Below are 20,565 nucleotides of genomic sequence, written 5' to 3'. Positions count from 1 at the left end.
TCAGGGTGCGATGAGGCCATTTTCGACATAGGCGGGGTCGAACCCGAACACGATCTGGGGATCACTGAGCAGCATCCGAGCATCCTTGCCGTCATATTCCAGACGATTGAGGATGTCGGTGATCAGATTGACACGGGCCAGCTTCTTGTCGTCCGCCTTGACGATGCTCCAGGGCGATAGCGGGCTATGGGTATGGGTGAACATGTCATTGCGGGCGGCGCTGTATTCCTTCCATTTTTTCTCGGCCACCTGATCGATCGGGCTGATCTTCCATTGCTTGAGCGGATTGCGCCGCCGTTCCTTCATGCGCTTCTTCTGCTCATCCCTCGAGATATCGAGATAGTACTTGAACAAATGGATCCCGGAGCGGATCAACATCTGCTCGAATGGCAATACTGTCTCGTAGAACTCGCGCAGCTGGTCATCGGTACAGAACCCCATGACCTTTTCCACACCGGCGCGGTTGTACCAGCTGCGATTGAACAGGACGAACTCGTCGGCGGCCGGCAGATGCGCCACCCAGCGCTGAAAGTACCACGCGGTCTTGTCCCTGTCGGACGGTTTACCGAGCGCGACCACGCGGGTCTCGCGCGGACTGAGATGTTCGGTGATCCGCTTGATGGCGCCGTCTTTCCCGGCGGCGTCGCGGCCCTCGACGATGACGAGGATCTTTTCGTCGTGGGCGATGGTATGGCTCTGCAGCTTGACCAGCTCGATCTGCAGCGCGTGCAACCTCTTGCGATAGCTGCCCAGGTCGGGATCCTTGCCGTGGTCGTTCTTTGCCATGCACCCTGCCCTCGGTTGACGGCGTCATGTTATCGTGAAACCGCGTGAAAAGTATGGCACAGAACCGGGAGCCTGATCACCCGGCAACGCAGAGGCAGACGCGATGACCGCACTCAATCGGCAATGGACACTGGCACGGCGACCGCGAGGTGTGCCGACCGACGCGGATTTCGCGCTCGTGCACTCGCCTGTACCCGTCCCGGGCGAGGGTGAATTCGTCACCCGGAACCTGATCCTGTCGGTCGATCCCGCGCAGCGGGGCTGGATGGACGAAGGCGGTAATTACTTCCCGCCGATCCCGCTGGGCGCGCCCGTCAGCGCCGGGATCATCGGCGAGGTGATCGCCTCGCGAAATGACGACTTCCCCGTTGGCCAGCGGCTCTACGCCATCGGATCATGGTCGGACTATTCCCTGCTGGGCGCCGGCTTCGTGTTCCGCACACTGCCGGCGGATCACGACATCCCGCTGCCCAAGTTCAACAGCCTTCTGGGCGGCATGGGCTGCAGCGCGCTGATCGCGCTGGAAGAGATCGGCAAGCCGAAAGCCGGCGAAACCCTGTTCATCTCGGGTGCCGCGGGCAACATGGGCACCATCGCCGGTCAGATCGGCAGGCTGATGGGGCTGCGGGTCGTCGGCTCGGCCGGCGGTGCGGCGAAGTGCCGGTACCTGGAGCAGGAACTGGGGTTCGCGGCCACGGTCGACTACAAGGCCGAGGCCGACCTGGCCGCGGCGCTGAAGCGCGTGTGCCCGGAAGGCATCGATATCTATTACGACAATGTGGGCGGCCCCATGCTGGAGGCCGTGCTGGATAACATTAACCTGCACGCCCGGATCGTCATGAACGGCTCCATCGCCGAATACAACGACATCGACCCCCGTCCCGGCCCGCGTAATCTCTGGAACCTGCTGGTGAAACGCGCCTCTATCGAAGGATTCCTGCTGCCGGATTTCGCCGCCAACATCGATCCCGCGCTGGAGCGGCTGGAAGCCTGGTATCGCGCCGGCGCGCTGGATGCCCGCGAGGACGTCCGAACCGACTTCGAGAACATGCCGGCGATTTTCCGGGCATTGTTCGATGGTACGAATACGGGCAAGCTGATGGTTCGCCTCGACGGTGCCTCCGGTTAGGGGCAGGGCCATCCCGGCCTGGGATACGTCAATGCTATCAGGTTTCATCCGGCCGCTGGCCATGCGCCTCATCAGGGCCGGTATCCCCGTGCCGGCGTCTCCGATCGACCGCTATCTCGAGTTCCGGCAACTGCGAAAAGTGCTGACCGATCTGAAGATCGACTGCGTCATCGATGTCGGCGCCAATCGGGGTCAGTTCGCCCAGGATTTGCGGGCCATCGGCTTTGCCGGCCATATCGCGTCGTTCGAGCCGGTGCCCAGCGAATTCGCCGCCATGCAGCGGGCGATGGCCGGCGACAGATTATGGCGCGGCTACAACATGGCGCTCGGCAGCCGCAACGAGGCCATGACCATGAACGTGGCCGACAATTCCGTGATGAGTTCGCTGCTCGAGCCCGTGCATGGCATTGCCACGACCCATGCGGAGGAGGTGCAGGTGTGCCGTCTCGATGAGTGCTTCGCCGGCCTGTTTCCCGGTGTCGACGCGCCGCGCGTTTTCCTGAAAATGGATACGCAGGGCTATGACCTCGAGGTTTTCCGCGGCGCGAGCGGCTGCATGGACCAGGTGCTGGGCCTGCAGTCGGAAGTCTCGGTCAAGGCGATCTATGCCGGCATGCCCCACTATCTCGACGCCCTGCGCCTTTACGAGGACGCCGGCTTCGCATTGCAGAACCTGTCCGTGGTCGGCCGTTTCAGGACGGGCGCCCTTTGCGAACTGAACGCGCTGATGCGCCGTCCCTGAGTTCAGCCCAGTTGCCGGTCCTGCCCGACGGTCACAATGAACACGCTTTCCTCGTGCGCCTCGATGTCGTGCGTTTCACCCGGCCCGGTGTGCAGAACGTCGCCCGGCTTCATCACCGCATCGCCCAGTCGGATGCTTCCCGACAAGACGGTCACCAGTTCCCAGACAGGATGCTGGTGCGGCGGCAGGACGACGCCCGCCGCGACCCGATACGCCGCGCTGTTGACCGCGTCACCACCGCCCATCGGGCAGATCTCGATGCCCGGAAAGGGCGTTGCGCGCCATTCCCTGTTCCGCGCCGAGTACAGGCTGCTCATGGCTTGCCCTCACCGATCTCGTCCGGCCAGTAGGTATCGCGAATGGTGGCGCCCGCATCGAATTTGGCCTGCACCTCCTCCATCCTGGCGATGGCGTCCGGCTTGCCGGAGAACGACTGGAATATCTTCTGGTCATTCATGATCGCCTCGGTCAGCGGATGCTCCTCCGACTGGGCCAGCATGCGCTTCATGCCCGCCAGCGCATCGGCGGGATGGGAGGCAAGGCGCATCGCCCAAGCCAGCGAGACCTCGACCGCCTTCCCCGTCGGCACGAGTTTGTTCACGCCGCCCAGTTCATGGATACGCCGCGCGGTCACCGGCGCCCCGTCCAGCACCATCTCGGCGGCGACGGTGCGTCCGATCAGCCGCACCAGACGGCTGGTGCCGCCGATGCCGGTGCCGACGCCGATGCGCACTTCCGGCTGACTGAACAGCACCTGCTCCTCGGCGACGCGCAGGTCGCACGCCCAGCCGATCTCGCAGCCGCCGCCGGACGTGTCGCCCGAAATGGCCGCGATGGACACCATGTCAGTCTTGGACAGCTCGGTGAGGCAGCCGAACCAGCCGTCGGACGGACCGGAAAGCTCCTTGCGCTGGAACATGTTGGACAGGTCGCGCAGCCAGGCATGCTCGAACCAGTGTCCCGGCACGCCCGAAGCCAGCACGACGACGCGCGCCCCGGCTTCGCGAGCGGCGACCAGCGTCTGCCAGAGCTCGTGAATGCCGGCCCAGGAGCCGTGATTGTTGATCGCGGGATTGGTCATGGTGACCAGCGCGACGCCGTCCGACGGCCATTCCAACGAGACCACCGAGGCCATCAGCGCCTGCCCTCCACATAATCCTCGACGACCTGATGGAACAGGCGCACCCGCAATTCCTGGTCGCACAGCACCATGCCCCGGAACCCGTCGGAACTGAGGCCGCGCTGGACCGCGCCCAGATTGGCGCCGTCCTGCTCGAGCACCTTGGAGATGATCGGATGCATGTCCATGTCGAGCACGTCCCGGTACGAGCGGGGCATGCTGTCCGCCGGGATCACCCGGTGCGTGTAGTCCATCTTCGGCACGCCCGGCGGCGCGTGACGCATGATGATCAGGTCGTAGTAGGAAATATTGGGGTCGCTCGGGTGCGGCCGGTAGCGGAAGCCGTTGATGGTCTCGGACGTGACGTTCCACGAGACGTTCGGAAAGATCGTGTAGTGGTAGGTATCGGAAAGCTGGTCGTCGCGCAGCTTCCGATACGGCAGATGGGTTTTGTCCTGGACGGAGCGCTTGAGCCGTTGCAGCTCGAGCCGGACTTCCTGTGGCGGCCGGTCGAATGTATCGGGATCGATGCCCAGCAGCCCCATGAACTGGCGCATTTCCGGCCCTGGATCCTTCTGGTCGTGATAGCGTGGATCCACGGTACCATATTCGTTGACCATACGGCTGTGGATGCCGAGCAGTTCCACCGTGGCCATGCCGTTCGACCACTGCATCATCTGCGGATGCAGCGCCTGGAAATGGTAGCTTTCATTGAAGGCGTCGCACACGGCCTTCCAGTTCGAGCGCCATTCGAATGTCTTGTAATCGATGATGTCCCACTTTTCGATTTCGTAGGGATCGAGGTGGGCGGGAATGGGGTCGAGGAACTCCAGCAGGCTTGGCCCGCCGGGATCCATCTTGAACCACACCCAGCCGCCCCAGATATCGGTCTCGACCGGCTCCATGCCGAGCGTGTGGGCAGGCACGCCATCGCGGAACTGGGGATAGGTTTCCACATCGGGAATGTGCTGCAGCACACCCTCCAGGTTCCACTGCCAGCCGTGATAGCCGCAATGGAAGCTCTCCACGTGGCCGCAGCCCTCGCCATTCAGCATCAGCAGGTTTCCCCGGTGCTGGCAGACATTGTAGAAGCCGCGGATCCGGCCGTCATGGCCGCGAACGAAGACGAAGCTCTCCTTGCCGAGTTCGTAGGTGAAGGTGTCGCCCGGCTCGGGCACGTCGCTCGCGCGGAAGGCCATGTTCCAGACCCTGCGCCACATGCGGGTCCATTCCTTGTCCATCCAGTCCCGGGAATGAAACCGTTCGCCGGAGATTGGCTCGCTTCCCAGATCAGGCAAGGGTTTCGCCGGATCGAAAGGCGGCGTCCGCCCCACGACATCCTCGGCCTTCGTAGCCATCCGCATGTCTCCCCGCTATGCTGACGCAGCATAAAAAACGGGGGGAAAGATTCAATATGATTAAGTTGACCTTTTGCCTGCGCCGCCTGCCCCATCTGTCGCGCGAGGAATTCCAGGACTACTGGCTGAACCACCATGGGCCGCTGGTGCGCAGCTTCATGCAGGCGATGCGGGTCCGCCGCTACGTGCAGACCCATTCGCTCGGCGACGCCGCCCTGTCCGCCGGCCTGGCGCTGAGCCGCGGCGCGCCCGAGCCGTTCGATGGCATCGCCGAGCTGTACTGGGACAGCCGCGAGGATATAGAGGCCGTCGGCCGCGATCCCGCCGGGCGCGAAGCAGGCCGCGTGCTGCTTGAGGACGAGCGCAAGTTCATCGACCTTGCCCAGTCGCCGCTCTGGTACAATGAGGAAAGGGAGATCATTGCGTTAGGAGAGACGTCGCATGCGCGCTGATGGCGATTATGGCCGCGATCCGTTTGGCAAGTCGGTTCAGGAAGCCGAGTATGGCGACCGGATATCCACGGACGCCGACCGCGAGCGGCTGGCGCCGCAGATCGGTCATCTCGCCGAACATGGCTATGTGATCGTGAAGAATGCGCTGAGCCCGGCACAGCTGGAGGATATTCGCAACGGCCTGGATGACGTGAACAGCGGTACCGGCTTCGCGCGCAGCGCCTTCCTGGGCGAGAAGACCCAGCGCCCCTATGGCCTGCTGGGCAAGGCCCGGTCGGTTTGGCCGCTGGCCGCGCATCCCGACGTGGTGGCCATCAGCGAAGCGCATATGGAGGACCAGATCCAGCTTTCGAGCCTGACGGCGGCGACGCTCCATCCTGGGCAGCCGGCCCAGACCCTGCACCGCGACGATGGCTTCTATAACCTGCCCGACCCGCACGCGCCGCTGTCCGTCTCGACGATCTGGGCGCTCGACGACTTCACCGCAGAGAATGGCGGGACGCTGGTGATTCCCGGTTCGCATAATCCGCCATCGGAGAGCGAACCGGCGCAGAAGGCCATCAACGTGGAGATGCCGGCAGGATCGGTGCTGCTCTGGACCGGCGCGCTCTGGCATGGCGGCGGCGCCAATGTCAGCGCCGACAGTATCCGCCGGGGGGTGATCATCCTGTATTGCCGCGCCTGGCTGCGTCAGCAGGAGAACCAGTATCTGGCGGTGCCGCGCGAGACGGTCCGCGAGATGCCGCGCGTCCTGCAGCGGCTGACCGGATGGTGGGTCGTGGGCGCCGCCATGGGTTTCGTCGAAGGCCGCAGCCCGCTAAGGCTGCTGGACCACTGAGACCGGGGCGGATCTAGCCAAGATAGGCTTTGACCGCCTCGATTCCCGCCTTCGCCGCAGCCTCGTCATCCTCGGCGGCGGCGCCCGAGACGCCGATTCCGCCGAGCAGCTGGCCCGCTCCGGAGCGGATCGGGAACCCGCCGGGGGTTACGGTGAAATGTTCGACCTGGCCGATCCCCAACGGCCGGTTCGCATCGGCGAAATCCAGATCGCCAATGAAGCGCGTGCTGCTGCCCAGGAGGCCGGCGGTCTGTGCTTTCAGGCGCGAATAACGGGCACCGCCCTCGACCACGCCGGTCTGACGGTGGAACAGCACCAGATTACCGCCATCATCGACGATGGCGATGCCGAGCGGCGGCAAGCCCTTTTCCGCGCCATACGCCTCGGCGCCTTCGGCCATCAGCTTGGCAAGCTCCAGCGTCAGGACCTGTTTGGATGCCAGTGTGGGCGTCGGTTTGGAATCGGCCATGGATCGTCCCCCTGTTTAGAAGGCCACGAGACTATCCGCCCTGACCGCCCTTCCGCAACCTGCCGTCTCGGGGTTGCATTGGCTTGTTGGTTAAAGGACGATGAACGCTGACGATTCCGGCGTCGCTGGGGGGCGGCAATCATGAGCATAAGAAACCTGACTCGTAGTGCGCCCGTGCTGGGTACCATCGTGGCCACGACCGTGATGCTGACGGCCTGTGGCGGCGGCGGTGGCGGCGGTCTGACGCCGGCACCGCCCAGTCCGACTCCGACTCCCGCTCCGACGCCGACGCCCGCTCCCACTCCCACTCCCGCGCCGACGCCGACGCCCACCCCCACCCCGACGCCGACTAGCCCGTTCAACACCTCGGAATACCGTCGCAATTTTGGACTTGGCCGGGTCAATGCGCTTGCGGCGTACGAGGCGGGCATAACCGGCGATGGCATCGTGGTCGCCGTCGTCGACACGGGTATCGATCCAGCGCATTCCGAGTTTGGCGCCAATCTGTCGCCCCTCAGCCAGGACGTCGTGGTCGGCCGAGGCATTTTGCAGCCGGATTCCATGCATGGCACCCATGTCGCCGGCCTGATCGCGGCCGAGAAGAACGGCGTCGGCATTCATGGCATCGCCTACGACGCCACGCTGCTCATGGTCCGGGCCGATACCCCCGGCAGCTGCAACCCCTCCTGCACGTTCAACAACACCAACCTGGCGGCGGCCATCAACTATGCCATCGACAATGGCGCCAGGGTGATCAACCTGTCGCATGGCGGCGACAACGCGCCCACAGGTGATCTTCTCGCGGCACAGCAGCGCGCCGCGGCCGCCGGCGTCGTCCTCGTCTTCGCAGCCGGAAACGATGGCGGCGCCAATCCCACCGGCTCGACTGGCTTTGCCCTGTCACCCGAGGCGCTGGGGACGTCGCTGATCGTCGGCGCCAGCACTTCGAGCGATACCATTGCCGGCTTTTCGAACCGCGCGGGGACTGCCAGCGGAATCTTCCTGGTCGCCCCCGGTGCCGCCGTTCAAACCACCGACGCAGGGTCGACCGTCGTCACCCAAAGCGGTACCTCGTTCTCGGCGCCAATCGTCGCCGGCGCCGTGGCGCTCATGCTGGAGAGCTTTCCCAATCTGGATGGCGCAGAGGTGGTTCAGATCCTGCTCGACACGGCGCGTGACCGCGGCGCGGCGGGCGTCGACGCGGTCTATGGCGCCGGACTTCTGGATATCGAGGCGGCTCTTTCGCCACAGGGGATCCTGTCCGTGCCGACCAGCGCTGGCGGCATCGCGGCCCAGAACAGCACGATTTCCTTCGGCGCGGCCTTCGGCGATTCCATCACCGGCGACCAGACCGCCTCGGCCCTGCTGCAGGGCACCATCGTCATCGACAAGTACGACAGGGCGTATGTGGCGAACTTCAACACCAGTATCGGCAGCATGACCGACAGCCGATTCGACATGGCCAGCTTCGCACGGTCCAGCGTCTACCGGCGCGGTACCAGCGGCTACGTGCCCGGCATCGGCGCGTTCCAGATGTCATTCACCGATGAATGGGGCGTTTTGGACGAGACGGCCCTGTTTCCCAATCTGGGAATGGACCGCCGCTTCGAGGATATGTCCTTTAGCTTCGTCCACGCCCTAGCCCCCGGCACGGTCATTGGCGTCAGTCATGGCGGCGCTTTTGCGCAGACATTCGACATGGCTCCCGAGACCGCCATGCTGCGGTCAGCGCAGCCGGGCGGGGCGTATCTGCAGTTCACCGAGGACGGCACCGGAATTGCGCTGCGCCAGCAACTGGGCGCGTATACCAGTCTGGGGTTCGCGGCCAACACAGGCCGGTTCGAACCATTCGAGGGCATGGAACCGGTCAAGCGCGAGCTGGCCGCCCTCCAGATCGATCATGCGGTGGGCGGCGCCCTTGCCATCGGCGCCCAGTTCGGCGTGCTGCATGAGGAAGGAACGCTGCTCGACACGGTGGCGACCGGCGCGTTCGACGGCATCGAGGGCGCCACCACCCGGTTCGTGACGCTGTCGGCGACCTATCGGCTTGGCGACGTGACCCTGGTGGCCAATGCCGGCCGCGGCTGGACGGGTGTCGCGGAGCAGGGTTCGGCGCTTCTACATTCCTATTCGGGCATCGAGACCTCATCCTACAGCCTGGGCGCCGTCTGGCGGACGCCGCTCGCCGGACACAGCATCGGCTTCGCCATTTCCCAGCCGCTCCGTGTGGAGACCGGCCGCGCCACGCTGGACGTGCCGACCGGCCGCGACGCCGAAACCGATGCGGTCCTGTTCGACCGTCACATGCTCAACCTCGCTCCTACCGGACGAGAGGTCGATGTCGAAATCAGCCACGCTTTCTGGGACGGTGGGCTGGTCAGCCTCCAGAGCAACCTGATCTACCGGATGAACCCCAATCACGTGGCGAGTGCCGCGGACGCGTTGATGGTCCTGCTCCGCGCCGACATGCGCTTCTAGGCACGAAAAAGGGCGGCCCGTCGCCGGACCGCCCCGTTTCCCGTCAGCCGGAGAACCCGGCGTTCGGGTCTCTACTTTTTCTCTTCCTTCGCCTTCAGCGCGATGAAGAGGAAGTTGTCACCCCGGCGTACCCTCAGCAGGGTCGTGGCCTTGCCGGACTTCTTCTCGGCGGCCACCGCCGCCTTGGCCTCGGCCAGGGTCTTGACATCCCGGTCACCGATGCGGGCGATGATGTCGCCGCGCTTGATGCCCTTCTGGGCCGCTTCGCTCACGCGATCGACCTTGGCGACGACGACACCCGTCGCCTTTTCCGGCAGCTGCAGTTCCTTGCGGGCGGCGTCGTCAATGGCCGCCAGCGTCATGCCGAGCACATCGACCGAGCTTCCCGCCGGCGTTGCCGGCTGCTCGGCCTTCTCGGTTCCGGCAGCGGGCTTCTCGTCGTCGGGCTGCATCTGGCCGACCTCCACGCTGAGGGTCTTGCGCGCGCCATCACGCCATACGATGACCGGGGTCTTCTGGCCGGCGGGGGTGTCGGCGACCGCGCGCAGCAGGGCCCGGGTGTCGGCGATTTCCTTGCCGTCAAACTGCAGGATCACGTCGCCGCTCTTGATGCCCGCCTTCTCGGCCGGATCGCCCTCCACCACGTTGGTGATCATGGCGCCCTTGGCTTCCTTCAGCCCGAGGCTGTCGGCGATGGCCTGATCCACCTGCTGGATACCGACGCCGAGCCAGCCGCGCTGCACCTGACCATACTTGCGCAGATCGGTGATGACGCGCTGGACGAGCCGCGACGGGATCGAGAAGCCGATGCCCACATTGCCGCCGGTCCGCGAGATGATGACGCTGTTCACGCCGACGACGTTACCGTCCATGTCGAACAGCGGACCGCCCGAATTGCCCTGATTGATGGCCGCATCGGTCTGGATGAAATCATCATAGGGGCCGGCGTTGATATCGCGGTCGATCGCCGAGACGATACCGGCGGTCACCGTACCGCCGAGGCCGAAAGGATTGCCGACAGCGATGACCCATTCACCGACGCGCAGCTTGTCGGAATCGCCGAACTGCACCGCGGGAAGCGGCTTGGGGCTGCTGACCTTGAGCAGTGCGATATCGGTGCGCCGGTCCTGTCCCAGAACCTCGGCGTCCAGTTCCGTGCCATCGTTCAGGATGACGACCACCTTGTTGGCGCCATCCACCACATGATTGTTGGTGATGATCACGCCACTGGGATCGATGATGAAGCCCGAGCCCATGGCGTGGGCTTCCTGTGGCGGAATGCGCCGGTTCTCGAAGAAGTCGCGGAAGAAATCGGGAATGCCGGGCGGCAATTGCTGCTGCTCGCCGTCCTCGCCGGTTTCGCCGAAGGGGCTTCCGACTTCCTGGGTGGTCGAAATGTTCACCACCGAGGGCAGCAGCCGCTCAGCGAGGTCAGCAAAGCCTTCGGGCGCGGGGCGCGCCGACGCCGGGGCGATAGTGGCCGCCGAGAAAAACGCGAGCAGGGCTACCATCAGGAAACGCTGGAAAACGCCGTTCCGCCGGAGTTGAGTGGGTTCCGGCATGTCATGTCTTGGGCTCACGAAGCCGCTCCTTTTCCTTGACCTAGCGAGAGGGGAACCTCAACGGCGGTTGGCCTCCGCCGAATTGCGCCCGCAGGGCGGGGCACAGGAGAAATTAAGCAGACCAACCTTCGCTTTCAAGAAAACGGTCCCCTGCGTGCCTCGCGCATCTAGCCGCGCGCGAACATCACGATGATAAGACCGGCAATGGCGACGGCGATACCCGTAAAGCGCATGGTCTGCTCGGGCAACGCCGTCACCGCTTCGATCACCCGGCGCATGGTGCCGGGGGCGAGCGCATACAGCACGCCCTCGATCACCAGCATCAACCCGAACGCAACAGCCAGATCGGCCCACATGCCGCGTCAGCGACCGGTGGCGTTCATGTCGCGGATGTACTTGAAGAAGTCGCTATCCGGCGACAGGACCAGCGTGTCCTCCTTGCCGATCGTGGCACGGTACGCCTGCATCGAGCGATAGAACTCGAAGAAGTTCACATCCTTGCCGAATGATTCCGCAAAGATCTTCACCGCCTCGCCATCGCCCTCGCCGCGCAGGATCTGGGCCTGCCTGTTGGCCTCGGCGATGATGACGGCCTTTTCACGATCCGCCTCGGCGCGGATGCGCTGGGCCTCCTCCATGCCGCTCGCGCGGCGGCCGGCGGCCTGCTCGTTGTAGTTCTTCTGCATGCGCTCGAAAATCGCCTGGCTGATCTCGGGGGGCAGATCGGCGCGCTTGAGCCGCACGTCGATGATCTCGACGCCTAGCGGCTTCACGCCCTCGCCCACGAGGTCACGGATGCGGTTCATCAATTCGCTGCGGCGATCGGTCAGCAAAACATTGAAGTCTTCGCTGCCGAGGACCCGGCGCATGGCTGAAACCACCGTGGTGCCCAGACGGGCGCGGCCGATCCGCTCGTCACCCTGCACCGTCTTGTAGAACTGCAGGGGATCGTTGATGCGGAAACGTACCAGCGCATCGACGACGACGCGCTTCTCGTCCGAGGCGATGACTTCCTGCGGCGCCAGATCGAGAGCAAGCACGCGCTTGTCCATGTAGGTGACGTCCTGCCAAGGCGCCTTGATATGCAGGCCCGGCTCGCGAACTGTCCGCACATAACTACCGAACTGGAGGATCAGCGCCTGCTGGGTGACCTGCACGGTGAAGAGTGAGGTAAAGAGGAGGACCAGGACGATGCCGCCCAGGACCAGACCGGCGACGGTGTATTTCGGGTTCACTGGCCGGCTCCCTGCTGACGCTTCTGGACTTCGGGCAGCGGCAGGTAGGGCACTACGCCCGAGGCACCTTTGCTGTCGATGACGACTTTGTTCACGTTGCGCAGAATCTCTTCCATCGTCTCCAGATACATCCGGCGCTTTGTCACGTCCTGCGACTGCCGGTATTCGTTGTAGACCGACGTGAAGCGCGCCGCCTCACCCTGAGAGCGGGCAACGACCTCGGCCTTGTAGGCTTCCGCCTGCTGCACGATCTGGGCGGCCTCGCCTCGGGCAGCGGGGACAACCTCGGCGCGGTAGCGCTGCGCTTCGTTGATCCGGGCTTCGCGGTCGGCGCCGGCGGCCTGCACATCGCGGAAATCGTCGATGACCTCTGGCGGCGTATCGGCCTTGCGCAGTTTGACGTCGGTGATCAGCACGCCAGCCTGATAGCTGTCCAGAATCTGCTGCATCATCTCCTGCGTTTCTTCCTCGACCTCGAGACGCCCCCGGGTCAATGCGGTCTCCAGGGGGCGGCTGCCGACCACTTCGCGCATGGCGCTTTCGGCCACGGCCTTCACGGTTTCTTCCTGTCCCTGGATGTTGAACAGGTAAAGGCCCGCGTCCTTGATCTGCCAGAACACCTCGAAGTCGATATCGATGATGTTCTCGTCGCCAGTCAGCATAAGGCTTTCGGTCGGCGCGTTACGCTCGGCGGCATTGGTCCGCGCGCCCTCGCCGGTGGTGAACCCGACTTCCAGGCGCCGTACTTCGGCGACGCGCGGCGTGAAGCTCTTGCCGATCGGCGCCGGCGGCACCCAGTGAAGGCCTTCCGCCTTGGTCGTGCCATCCCAACGGCCAAAGATCAGTTCGACGCCCTGTTCGCCCGGGACAACCCGGTAAATGCCGCTCAGAAGCCAAAGCATGAAAAGGACGCCGACGCCGATGATAATGCCCTTCTTGCCGCCGAAGCCGCCGGGCATCATGGTCTTCATACGGTCCTGGCCGCGCCGGAACAGATCATCGAGATTAGGGGGCGTCGGACCGTTCTGGCGGGGCCCCTGGCCCCAAGGGCCTCGACCGCCACCGGGATTGTTCTGCCAAGGCATCGGCGGATCTTCCTCCGTCAGTGATTGGCCCCGCACAATCCGGGGGCTCTGGTTGTCCCTCTATATAGGAACGGGTGCTCGGTAGACCAGAACCTCTTATCAAGTTGTTTGCAACGTTCTATATGAAGTCGCCTTCTGGAGTGTCCGACCATGCCCTCGATCACGGAATCCGACGTCATCAACGCCCTTCGCGCGGTGCGCGACCCGGCGACCGGACGGGACATCGTCAGCGACGGACGGGTGCAGGGGGTCCATGTGCAGGACGGCAGGGTCCGGTTCGCGCTCGCCGTGCGGCCGGGTGAAGGCCCCGAGCAGGAACCGCTGCGCCATGCGGCCGAACGGGCCGTGCAAGCCTTGGCCGGCGTGACCGCCGTCACCGCGGTGCTCACCGCCGAACGCGGCGAGGAAGCGCGCAAGCCGACGTCGCTGGACGGCACGAAAAAGGGCGCGGGCATCGATCAGGTCAAATCCATCATCGCCGTGGCCAGCGGCAAGGGCGGCGTGGGCAAATCGACCACCGCCGTGAACATCGCCCTTGCGCTGCAGGCGCTCGGCCTCAAGGTCGGCTTGCTCGACACGGATATCTACGGCCCGTCCGTGCCCCGGCTAATGGGACTGACCGGCCGGCCGAAGACCGACGGCAAGGTGCTGTTGCCGATGGAGAACTATGGCATGAAGTGCATGTCCATGGGCTTCATGGTCGACGAACAAACCGCCATGATCTGGCGCGGCCCCATGGTGGTCAGCGCCATCACCCAGATGCTGGGCGACGTGGCCTGGGGGGAATTGGACGTGCTGGTGCTCGACCTTCCGCCAGGCACCGGGGACGCGCAGCTGACCATCGCCCAGCGCGTGCCGCTGACCGGGGCCGTGATCGTGTCCACCCCACAGGATCTCGCCCTCCTGGACGCGCGCCGGGGCCTTGCCATGTTCGAGAAGGTGAAGGTACCGACGCTGGGTATCGTCGAGAACATGAGCACTTTCATCTGCCCACAATGCGGCCATGAATCTCACATCTTCGGCCATGGCGGCGCCCGCGCCGAAGCCGGCAAGCTGGGCGTGGACTTTCTGGGCGAGGTGCCGCTGCACATGGCGATCCGCGAAAGCGCCGACGCGGGTACGCCGATCGTGGTCAAGGAACCGAACGGCCCCCATGCGCAAGCCTATCTGGAAATCGCCAGCAAGATCGCGGCCAAGATCGGCGCCGGCGGCGGGCGCAAGGGTCCCAGCATCTCGTTCAACTGACGCTGGCCAGCGGCGAAAACGGAACACCCGCCGACTCATCCCGTTCTCCTCTCAGCAATGGGAGCAGATCATGGCCAAGCAGGACAACCGGACAGGCAAGAGCGGACGCTTCGAACGCGAGGACTCCACCTTTCGTCACTGGATCACGGCCGATGGCGCCGCAGGACCCACCGGCAAGGGCGGTTTCAAGGCCGAAGCCGGCCGCTATCATCTTTACGTGGCCTATGCGTGCCCCTGGGCACACCGCACGCTGATCATCCGCGCCCTGAAACGGATCAAGGACATGATTCCGATCTCGGTGGTGAACTGGTACATGGGGCCCGAGGGCTGGAGCTTCGATGCCGGACCCGGGGTCATCGCCGACCCGCTGCTGAACGCCCGCCACCTGATGGACGTCTACCGGGCGGATTCGGCCGACTACAAGGGCAGGGCCACGACGCCCGTGCTGTGGGACACGCAACAGAACTGCATCGTCAACAACGAGTCGGCCGACATCCTGCGCATGCTGGGCAGCGCCTTCGACGGAATCGGCGCGGCGCCGGACGATTATTACCCCGAGCCGCTGCGGCCCGAGATCGACGGGATCTCGGCCCGGATCTACGACAGCCTTAACAACGGCGTCTACAAGTCCGGTTTCGCCACCAGCCAGGACGCCTATGACGAAGCCGTCGCCGGCGTCTTCGAGATGCTGGACGAGCTGGAAGACAGGCTATCGCGGCAGCGCTATCTCTGCGGCGACGCGCTGACGGAAGCCGATTTGCGGCTGTTCCCGACCCTGATCCGCTTCGACACGGCCTATCACGGACACTTCAAGTGCAACCGCCGGCGCCTGGTCGATTACCCGTCGCTGCTCGGCTACACCCGCGAGATCTACCAGATCCCCGAAATCCGCGAGACGGTGCATTTCGACCATATCGCGCACCATTATTACGAGAGTCATCCCAAGGTGAACCCGACCGGCATCGTGCCCATCGGCCCGGATCTCAATTTCGACGCGCCGCACGGGCGCGGCCGGATCGGCGCTCAGGCGCGCTCCAGCACGACGAAGTCATAGGCGGGACCGCCCTCGGGCGGCGTGCCCGGCAGGCGCGAAACCTCGTGCCACTGGTCGCCCAGCGGCGGAAAGAACGTGTCGCCGTAGAAGTCGGCGTGAATCTCGGTCAGGTAGATCCGGTCGGCCAGCGGCAGCGCCTGTTCGTAGATGTTGCCGCCGCCGATCACCATGACCTCGTCGGTCTCGTTCCCCTCGGCGATGACCCGCGCAAGCAGCAACGCCTCGTGAAAATCATGGGTCACGGTGATGCCCTCGGCATCCACCTCACCCGTGCGCGTCACCACGATGTTGGCGCGGCCCCGAAGCGGACGGCCGATGGATTGGTAGGTCTTGCGGCCCATGATCATGGGTTTGCCCATGGTGACCGCCTTGAAATATTTCTGCTCGCCGGGCAGGCGCCACGGCATGCCGTTGGCCTTGCCGATCACACGGTTGGCGGCCATGGCGACAACCAGAGAGACGGTCATACCGCCACCGGCGCGGGAATGTGGCCGTGAGCCTGGTAATTCTCGATGACGATGTCGTCATAGGTGAAGGCGAACAGATCGGTGATGGCCGGGTTGAGCCGCAGCGTCGGAAGAGGCAATTGCTCGCGTCGGAGCTGCTTGTCGGCCTGCTCGAGATGGTTGAGATAGAGGTGCGCGTCGCCGAACGTATGAATGAACTCGCCGGGTTGCAGCCGGCAGACCTGCGCCATCATGACGGTCAGCAGCGCATAGGAGGCGATGTTGAACGGCACGCCGAGGAAAATATCGGCGCTGCGCTGGTAGAGCTGGCAAGACAGCTTGCCGTCGGCCACGTAGAACTGGAACAGGCAGTGACAGGGCGGCAGCGCCATCTCGTCCACCTCGGCCACGTTCCACGCGCTGACGATATGGCGGCGGCTGTCGGGTTTCAGCTTGATCTGCTCGATGACATTGGCGATCTGGTCGATGTGCCGACCGTCCGGCGTGGGCCAACTGCGCCACTGATGCCCATAGACCGGGCCAAGATCCCCGTTCTGGTCGGCCCACTCGTCCCAGATGCTGACGCCGTTTTCCTTCAGGTAGCGGATATTGGTTTCGCCCGTGAGGAACCACAGCAACTCGTGCACGATGGACTTCAGGTGCAGCCGTTTGGTGGTGGTGAGCGGAAAGCCCTCCGCCAGATCGAAGCGCATCTGATAGCCGAACACGCTTTTCGTGCCCGTGCCCGTCCGGTCCGTCTTCACGGTGCCATGGTCACGGACATGGCGCATGAGGTCGAGATACTGTTTCACGGGCTGCTCCGGGTTCGCATCTGGCGTTTTATAACCCGATTCTGTCCGGTCATGACAGACCTCCCCCAAATGACGGCGTCCCACCGCAGTTCGCCCCTCTTTAACAATCGGTGGGAACGGCCTATATAGGGTCTGTCGGGGCAACCCGACTATGGCGATAAACGGCTTGTGGAATAAGCGTTACGGACCCGGGGGCGGTACCCGGCGCCTCCACCATTCACCCTCCGAGAGGTTGGGTTCATGGGGGCGAAATAGGATCGACGTGCGTGGTAAAGACCTGTCTTTCGCTCGGTATGGTAGCCGCCGTTATCGGGCCGATTGTACAAATGCCAACGATAATGAGGCATTCGCAGTAGCTGCCTAATAAGCATGCTTAAGCGCGGTTCGGCGGGGCACCGGGCAACAGAAGCCCCGTCACTTCACTCTCCAGCTAGTCTATTCCGCCGGGTGACCATGTGCCCGACCCTCGCGCAGCTCGCCTCGGGCTTGGCGAATGATCTGCCAGGCGCTGTGCAGGCTGAGCGCCGCCATGAAGAACCCCACCGCCAGATCAGGCCAATGACTCTGCGTCAGGTAGACGAGGCCTGCCGCGCCGATCACCGCCACATTGGCGATGGCGTCGTTGCGGCTGCACAGCCAGACCGACTGCCGGTTCGAATCGCCCTTGCGGTGCCGGTAGAGCATGATCGCCGTCGCCACGTTGGCCACCAGCGCCATGGCGCCGACCACACCCATGATCGGCGCCTCGGGAACACCGCCCGTCGTCGCGGTGTAGACCGAGTACCCGAGCACGTAGAGTCCGAACATGCCCATGGCGCCGCCCTTCACGAGGGCCGCGCCCGCGCGCCACTGAATGGTGCGGTTGAGCACGAAAAGCGCGATCAGGTAATTGGCGGCATCCGCCAGGAAATCGAGCGCATCGGCCTGCAAAGACACGGATCCGGCGACCGCGCCGGCAATCGCCTCGACGCCGAACATGGCCGCGTTGATGCCGAAGGCGATCCACAGGATGTTCCGGTAGACACCGGTCATGTCATGGTCGTGCGAATGTCCGTGGTGATCGTGGCCGCCGCAACACCCGCTCATGCCGCGCTCCTGTCCGTATCGAGGCCCGCTTCCTCGGCCGCGTGTTCCATCATGTCCGCGACGATGCAGCGGATGTGATGATCTTCTGCCTCATAGAAGACCTGTTTGCCGCGTCGCTCAGCCCGTACGAGCCGCGCCGCGCGCAACAGCCGAAGGTGATGGCTGACCAGCGATGGCGAAAGCGAGAGCCGTTCGGCGATCTCGCCCACGGCCACGGCGCCATCAAGACAGCGGATCAGAATGGCAAGGCGTGACGGATCACCCATCAGCTTGAATGTGTCGGCCACCTGAGGGAGGAGGTGTTCGCGATCGGGCATTACATACCAGTACATTTGAACAGATATTCATATCTTAAATCGATACACGATTGCGTCAATAAACAATTCCGGCGCAAGCGCAGAATTGACGTATAACCCGGGGGCGCATAATTGACTCCTGTGACGGCGCGTTTAGGCTGAGGCACCATGACTTCCGGACAAAAGACATCCGATGGCGGGTCCATCGATTATGACGCGCTGATCCGCGCCGCGCTGATCGGCGTGGTACGCGACCTGCTGGCCGACGCCGCCAAAGGCGGCCTGATCGGCAACCACCATTTTTACCTGGCGTTCAGCACGACGCATCCGCGCGTCGCCATCCCCGAATATCTCCGGGCGCTGCATCCCAAGGACATGACCATCGTGCTCCAGAATCAGTTCTGGGACCTGACGGTGACCGAGGACATGTTCTCGGTGAAGCTGAGCTTCAACGGCAAGGCCGAGAAATTGACCGTCCCGTTCGATGCCCTGGTCGGCTTCCTCGACCCGAGCGTGCAGTTCGCCCTGCAGTTCCGCGAGGTGGCGGCACCCGAGGCGGAAGCGCCGGCGCCCGCCGAGAAGCCCGCGAAAGCCGAAGGGCAGCCCGCCGAAGACGGCGGCAACAACGTGATTGCCCTGGATATCTTCCGCAAACAATAATCCGCCGCCGACCGCCGAGTCGGCGTCACACGACAGCCGGCTGGCGCCCCGAAACACCGAGGGTCCCGATGAACGCATTCGCCTTTCAAGAGATGTTCCCGCTGGGCGAGGACACCACGCCCTACAAGAAGCTGACCAGCGACTTCGTGGGCCGTGAAACGATCGGCGGCAAGTCGATCCTGACCGTGGATGGCGACGGACTCGCCCTGCTGGCGCGCGACGCCATGCGCGACATCGCGCATCTGCTGCGTCCGGGACATCTGGCCCAGCTGCGCAAGATCCTGGACGACCCGGAAGCATCGGCGAACGATCGCTTCGTGGCGCTTGAGCTGCTCAAGAACGCCAACGTCGCGGCCGGCATGGTGCTGCCCAGCTGCCAGGACACGGGCACGGCCATCGTTGTCGGCAAGAAGGGCCAGTATGTCTGGACCAGCGAGAACGACGAGGCAGCGCTGTCGCGCGGCGTGCTGGACACCTACACCAACACCAATCTGCGCTATTCGCAGATGGCGCCCCTCAAGATGTTCGAGGAGGTCAACACCAAGACCAATTTGCCGGCGCAGATCGACATCTACGCGACGCCCGGCGACGCCTACAAGTTCCTCTTCATGGCCAAGGGTGGCGGATCGGCCAACAAGACCTTCCTCTATCAGGGCACGCCCACCCTGCTGCGAGAGGACAAGCTGCTGCCGTTCATCGACGAGAAGATCAAGACGCTCGGGACCTCGGCCTGTCCGCCCTATCACCTCGCGGTGGTGATCGGCGGCTTGTCCGCCGAGATGACGCTGAAGACGGTGAAGCTGGCCTCGGCGCGCGATCTGGACAACCTGCCAACCGAAGGCGGTCCGGGCGGCCACGCGTTCCGCGACATCGAGATGGAAGCCAAGATCCATGCGCTGACCGCCAAGACCGGCATCGGCGCCCAGTTCGGTGGCAAGTATTTCTGCCATGACGTGCGCGTCATCCGCCTGCCCCGCCACGGCGCGTCCGTGCCGATCGGTATCGGCGTATCCTGCTCCGCCGACCGCCAAGCCAAAGGCAAGATCACCGACAGCGGCATCTATCTCGAACAGCTGGAGACAGATCCCGCCCAGTATCTGCCCGAGCCGGGCGAAGGCGATCTGGACGGCGAGGTGGCGCAGATCGACCTGAACCAGCCCATGGCCGAAATTCTGCGGACGCTGAACCAGTATCCGATCAAGACGCGCCTGTCGCTGACAGGCTCCATCGTCGTCGCCCGCGATCTGGCCCATGCCGCGATCCTGAAAAAGATCGAGGCCGGCGAGCCCATGCCGCAATACATGAAGGACCACATCGTCTATTACGCCGGCCCGGCGAAGAAGCCCGACGGCTATGCGAGCGGCTCGTTCGGCCCGACCACCGCCGGACGCATGGACAGCTACGTTCCCCAATTCCAGCCGCTTGGTGGTAGCATGGTCATGCTGGCGAAGGGCAATCGCAGCAAGCAGGTAACGTCCAGCTGCGCCCAGAACGGCGGTTTCTACCTGGGCTCCATCGGCGGTCCGGCCGCGATCCTGGCGCAGAACAACATCCGCAAGGTCGAGGTTCTCGACTTCGAGGATTTCGGCATGGAAGCCGTCTGGAAGATCGATGTGGAGAACTTCCCGGCGTTCATCGTCGTTGACAACAAGGGCAACGACTTCTTCGAAGACATCTGACGCGCGGCGCCATCGTCGAGGCCGCGCACAAGG

General features: G+C 64.1%; 22 protein-coding genes and 1 other RNA gene. 10 read left to right on the top strand and 13 right to left on the bottom strand.

Annotation, left to right across the window (positions count from 1 at the left end; all coding sequences use genetic code 11):
- Nucleotides 1-786, bottom strand: coding sequence for a polyphosphate kinase 2 (gene ppk2, locus WJU17_RS16625; protein ID WP_346328512.1), 786 nt, complete (start codon nt 784-786; stop codon nt 1-3).
- Between the two features lie 103 nt (nt 787-889).
- Between ppk2 and WJU17_RS16620 the strand changes: the two genes are divergently transcribed.
- Nucleotides 890-1,915: an NADP-dependent oxidoreductase gene (locus WJU17_RS16620; RefSeq protein ID WP_346328511.1), complete on the top strand. Its 1,026-nt coding sequence runs from the start codon at nt 890-892 to the stop codon at nt 1,913-1,915.
- Nucleotides 1,916-1,946: 31 nt separating this feature from the next.
- Complete coding sequence (locus tag WJU17_RS16615; RefSeq protein ID WP_346328510.1) at nt 1,947-2,657, top strand: FkbM family methyltransferase; 711 nt, start codon at nt 1,947-1,949, stop codon at nt 2,655-2,657.
- A 2-nt stretch (nt 2,658-2,659) separates the two neighbouring features.
- Here WJU17_RS16615 and WJU17_RS16610 read toward each other — a convergent pair whose 3' ends face one another.
- From WJU17_RS16610 to WJU17_RS16600, 3 genes are read right to left on the bottom strand one after another with little or no spacing between them, the layout of a single operon-like run.
- Nucleotides 2,660-2,974 carry a cupin domain-containing protein gene (locus tag WJU17_RS16610; RefSeq protein ID WP_346328509.1) on the bottom strand — a complete coding sequence of 105 codons (315 nt, stop codon included), beginning with the start codon at nt 2,972-2,974 and terminating at the stop codon, nt 2,660-2,662.
- A complete protein-coding gene (locus WJU17_RS16605; protein ID WP_346328508.1) occupies nt 2,971-3,792 on the bottom strand; it encodes an enoyl-CoA hydratase/isomerase family protein in 822 nt (273 codons plus the stop codon). Before WJU17_RS16605 ends, WJU17_RS16610 begins: the two co-directional genes overlap by 4 nt.
- Nucleotides 3,792-5,135: an aromatic ring-hydroxylating dioxygenase subunit alpha gene (locus WJU17_RS16600; protein ID WP_346328507.1), complete on the bottom strand. Its 1,344-nt coding sequence runs from the start codon at nt 5,133-5,135 to the stop codon at nt 3,792-3,794. The genes WJU17_RS16605 and WJU17_RS16600 overlap by 1 nt, the downstream gene beginning before the upstream one ends.
- A gap of 56 nt (nt 5,136-5,191) precedes the next feature.
- Between WJU17_RS16600 and WJU17_RS16595 the strand changes: the two genes are divergently transcribed.
- Together WJU17_RS16595 and WJU17_RS16590 are read left to right on the top strand one after the other, a co-directional pair.
- Nucleotides 5,192-5,587, top strand: a complete 396-nt coding sequence (locus WJU17_RS16595; protein ID WP_346328506.1) for an EthD domain-containing protein — start codon at nt 5,192-5,194, stop codon at nt 5,585-5,587.
- Nucleotides 5,577-6,425 (top strand): phytanoyl-CoA dioxygenase family protein, encoded by an 849-nt coding sequence (locus tag WJU17_RS16590; protein ID WP_346328505.1) that lies wholly within the window; start codon nt 5,577-5,579, stop codon nt 6,423-6,425. The genes WJU17_RS16595 and WJU17_RS16590 overlap by 11 nt, the downstream gene beginning before the upstream one ends.
- A gap of 13 nt (nt 6,426-6,438) precedes the next feature.
- On the opposite strand, the gene WJU17_RS16585 is transcribed toward WJU17_RS16590, so the two are convergent.
- Nucleotides 6,439-6,894, bottom strand: coding sequence for a heme-binding protein (locus tag WJU17_RS16585; RefSeq protein WP_346328504.1), 456 nt, complete (start codon nt 6,892-6,894; stop codon nt 6,439-6,441).
- A gap of 141 nt (nt 6,895-7,035) precedes the next feature.
- On the opposite strand from WJU17_RS16585, the gene WJU17_RS16580 reads away from it, so the two are divergent.
- The gene (locus WJU17_RS16580; protein ID WP_346328503.1) at nt 7,036-9,372 is read left to right on the top strand and encodes a S8 family peptidase; all 2,337 of its coding nucleotides are present in this window, start codon (nt 7,036-7,038) and stop codon (nt 9,370-9,372) included.
- A gap of 71 nt (nt 9,373-9,443) precedes the next feature.
- Here the strand turns inward: WJU17_RS16580 and WJU17_RS16575 are convergent, their stop codons facing one another.
- From WJU17_RS16575 to hflK, 4 genes are all read right to left on the bottom strand, one after another.
- Nucleotides 9,444-10,952 (bottom strand): DegQ family serine endoprotease, encoded by a 1,509-nt coding sequence (locus tag WJU17_RS16575; RefSeq protein WP_346328502.1) that lies wholly within the window; start codon nt 10,950-10,952, stop codon nt 9,444-9,446.
- A gap of 149 nt (nt 10,953-11,101) precedes the next feature.
- The gene (locus WJU17_RS16570) at nt 11,102-11,290 is read right to left on the bottom strand and encodes a DUF2065 domain-containing protein (RefSeq protein ID WP_346328501.1); all 189 of its coding nucleotides are present in this window, start codon (nt 11,288-11,290) and stop codon (nt 11,102-11,104) included.
- Nucleotides 11,291-11,296: 6 nt separating this feature from the next.
- A complete protein-coding gene (hflC, locus tag WJU17_RS16565) occupies nt 11,297-12,169 on the bottom strand; it encodes a protease modulator HflC (RefSeq protein WP_346328500.1) in 873 nt (290 codons plus the stop codon).
- On the bottom strand, nt 12,166-13,254 hold the full coding sequence (gene hflK / locus WJU17_RS16560) for an FtsH protease activity modulator HflK (RefSeq protein WP_346328499.1): 1,089 nt from the start codon (nt 13,252-13,254) through the stop codon (nt 12,166-12,168). Before hflK ends, hflC begins: the two co-directional genes overlap by 4 nt.
- A 150-nt stretch (nt 13,255-13,404) precedes the next feature.
- Here hflK and apbC point away from each other — a divergent pair, with 150 nt between their 5' ends.
- A complete protein-coding gene (gene apbC / locus WJU17_RS16555) occupies nt 13,405-14,499 on the top strand; it encodes an iron-sulfur cluster carrier protein ApbC (RefSeq protein WP_346328498.1) in 1,095 nt (364 codons plus the stop codon).
- Nucleotides 14,500-14,569: 70 nt separating this feature from the next.
- The gene (locus tag WJU17_RS16550; protein ID WP_346328497.1) at nt 14,570-15,553 is read left to right on the top strand and encodes a glutathione S-transferase family protein; all 984 of its coding nucleotides are present in this window, start codon (nt 14,570-14,572) and stop codon (nt 15,551-15,553) included.
- Here WJU17_RS16550 and WJU17_RS16545 read toward each other — a convergent pair.
- A complete protein-coding gene (locus tag WJU17_RS16545; protein WP_346328496.1) occupies nt 15,523-16,020 on the bottom strand; it encodes a dihydrofolate reductase in 498 nt (165 codons plus the stop codon). The genes WJU17_RS16550 and WJU17_RS16545 overlap by 31 nt on opposite strands.
- A complete protein-coding gene (locus tag WJU17_RS16540; RefSeq protein WP_346328495.1) occupies nt 16,017-16,811 on the bottom strand; it encodes a thymidylate synthase in 795 nt (264 codons plus the stop codon). Before WJU17_RS16540 ends, WJU17_RS16545 begins: the two co-directional genes overlap by 4 nt.
- A 95-nt stretch (nt 16,812-16,906) precedes the next feature.
- On the opposite strand from WJU17_RS16540, the gene ssrA reads away from it, so the two are divergent.
- Nucleotides 16,907-17,230: a transfer-messenger RNA gene (gene ssrA / locus WJU17_RS16535) on the top strand.
- Nucleotides 17,231-17,246: 16 nt separating this feature from the next.
- Here ssrA and WJU17_RS16530 read toward each other — a convergent pair.
- On the bottom strand, nt 17,247-17,897 hold the full coding sequence (locus tag WJU17_RS16530; RefSeq protein WP_346328494.1) for a cation transporter: 651 nt from the start codon (nt 17,895-17,897) through the stop codon (nt 17,247-17,249).
- Nucleotides 17,894-18,214 (bottom strand): metalloregulator ArsR/SmtB family transcription factor, encoded by a 321-nt coding sequence (locus WJU17_RS16525; protein ID WP_346328493.1) that lies wholly within the window; start codon nt 18,212-18,214, stop codon nt 17,894-17,896. Before WJU17_RS16525 ends, WJU17_RS16530 begins: the two co-directional genes overlap by 4 nt.
- Before the next feature lie 147 nt (nt 18,215-18,361).
- On the opposite strand from WJU17_RS16525, the gene WJU17_RS16520 reads away from it, so the two are divergent.
- Nucleotides 18,362-18,853 (top strand): ClpXP protease specificity-enhancing factor SspB, encoded by a 492-nt coding sequence (locus WJU17_RS16520; protein ID WP_346328492.1) that lies wholly within the window; start codon nt 18,362-18,364, stop codon nt 18,851-18,853.
- A 68-nt stretch (nt 18,854-18,921) separates the two neighbouring features.
- Complete coding sequence (locus WJU17_RS16515) at nt 18,922-20,532, top strand: fumarate hydratase (protein ID WP_346328491.1); 1,611 nt, start codon at nt 18,922-18,924, stop codon at nt 20,530-20,532.
- The last annotated feature ends 33 nt before the right edge of the window (nt 20,533-20,565 follow it).

The sequence above is a fragment of the Iodidimonas sp. SYSU 1G8 genome (assembly GCF_039655775.1).
Classification (GTDB): domain Bacteria; phylum Pseudomonadota; class Alphaproteobacteria; order SMXS01; family SMXS01; genus RI-34.
Note: the sequence above shows the minus strand (reverse complement) of the source record. Positions and strands in the feature narration are given on the sequence as shown.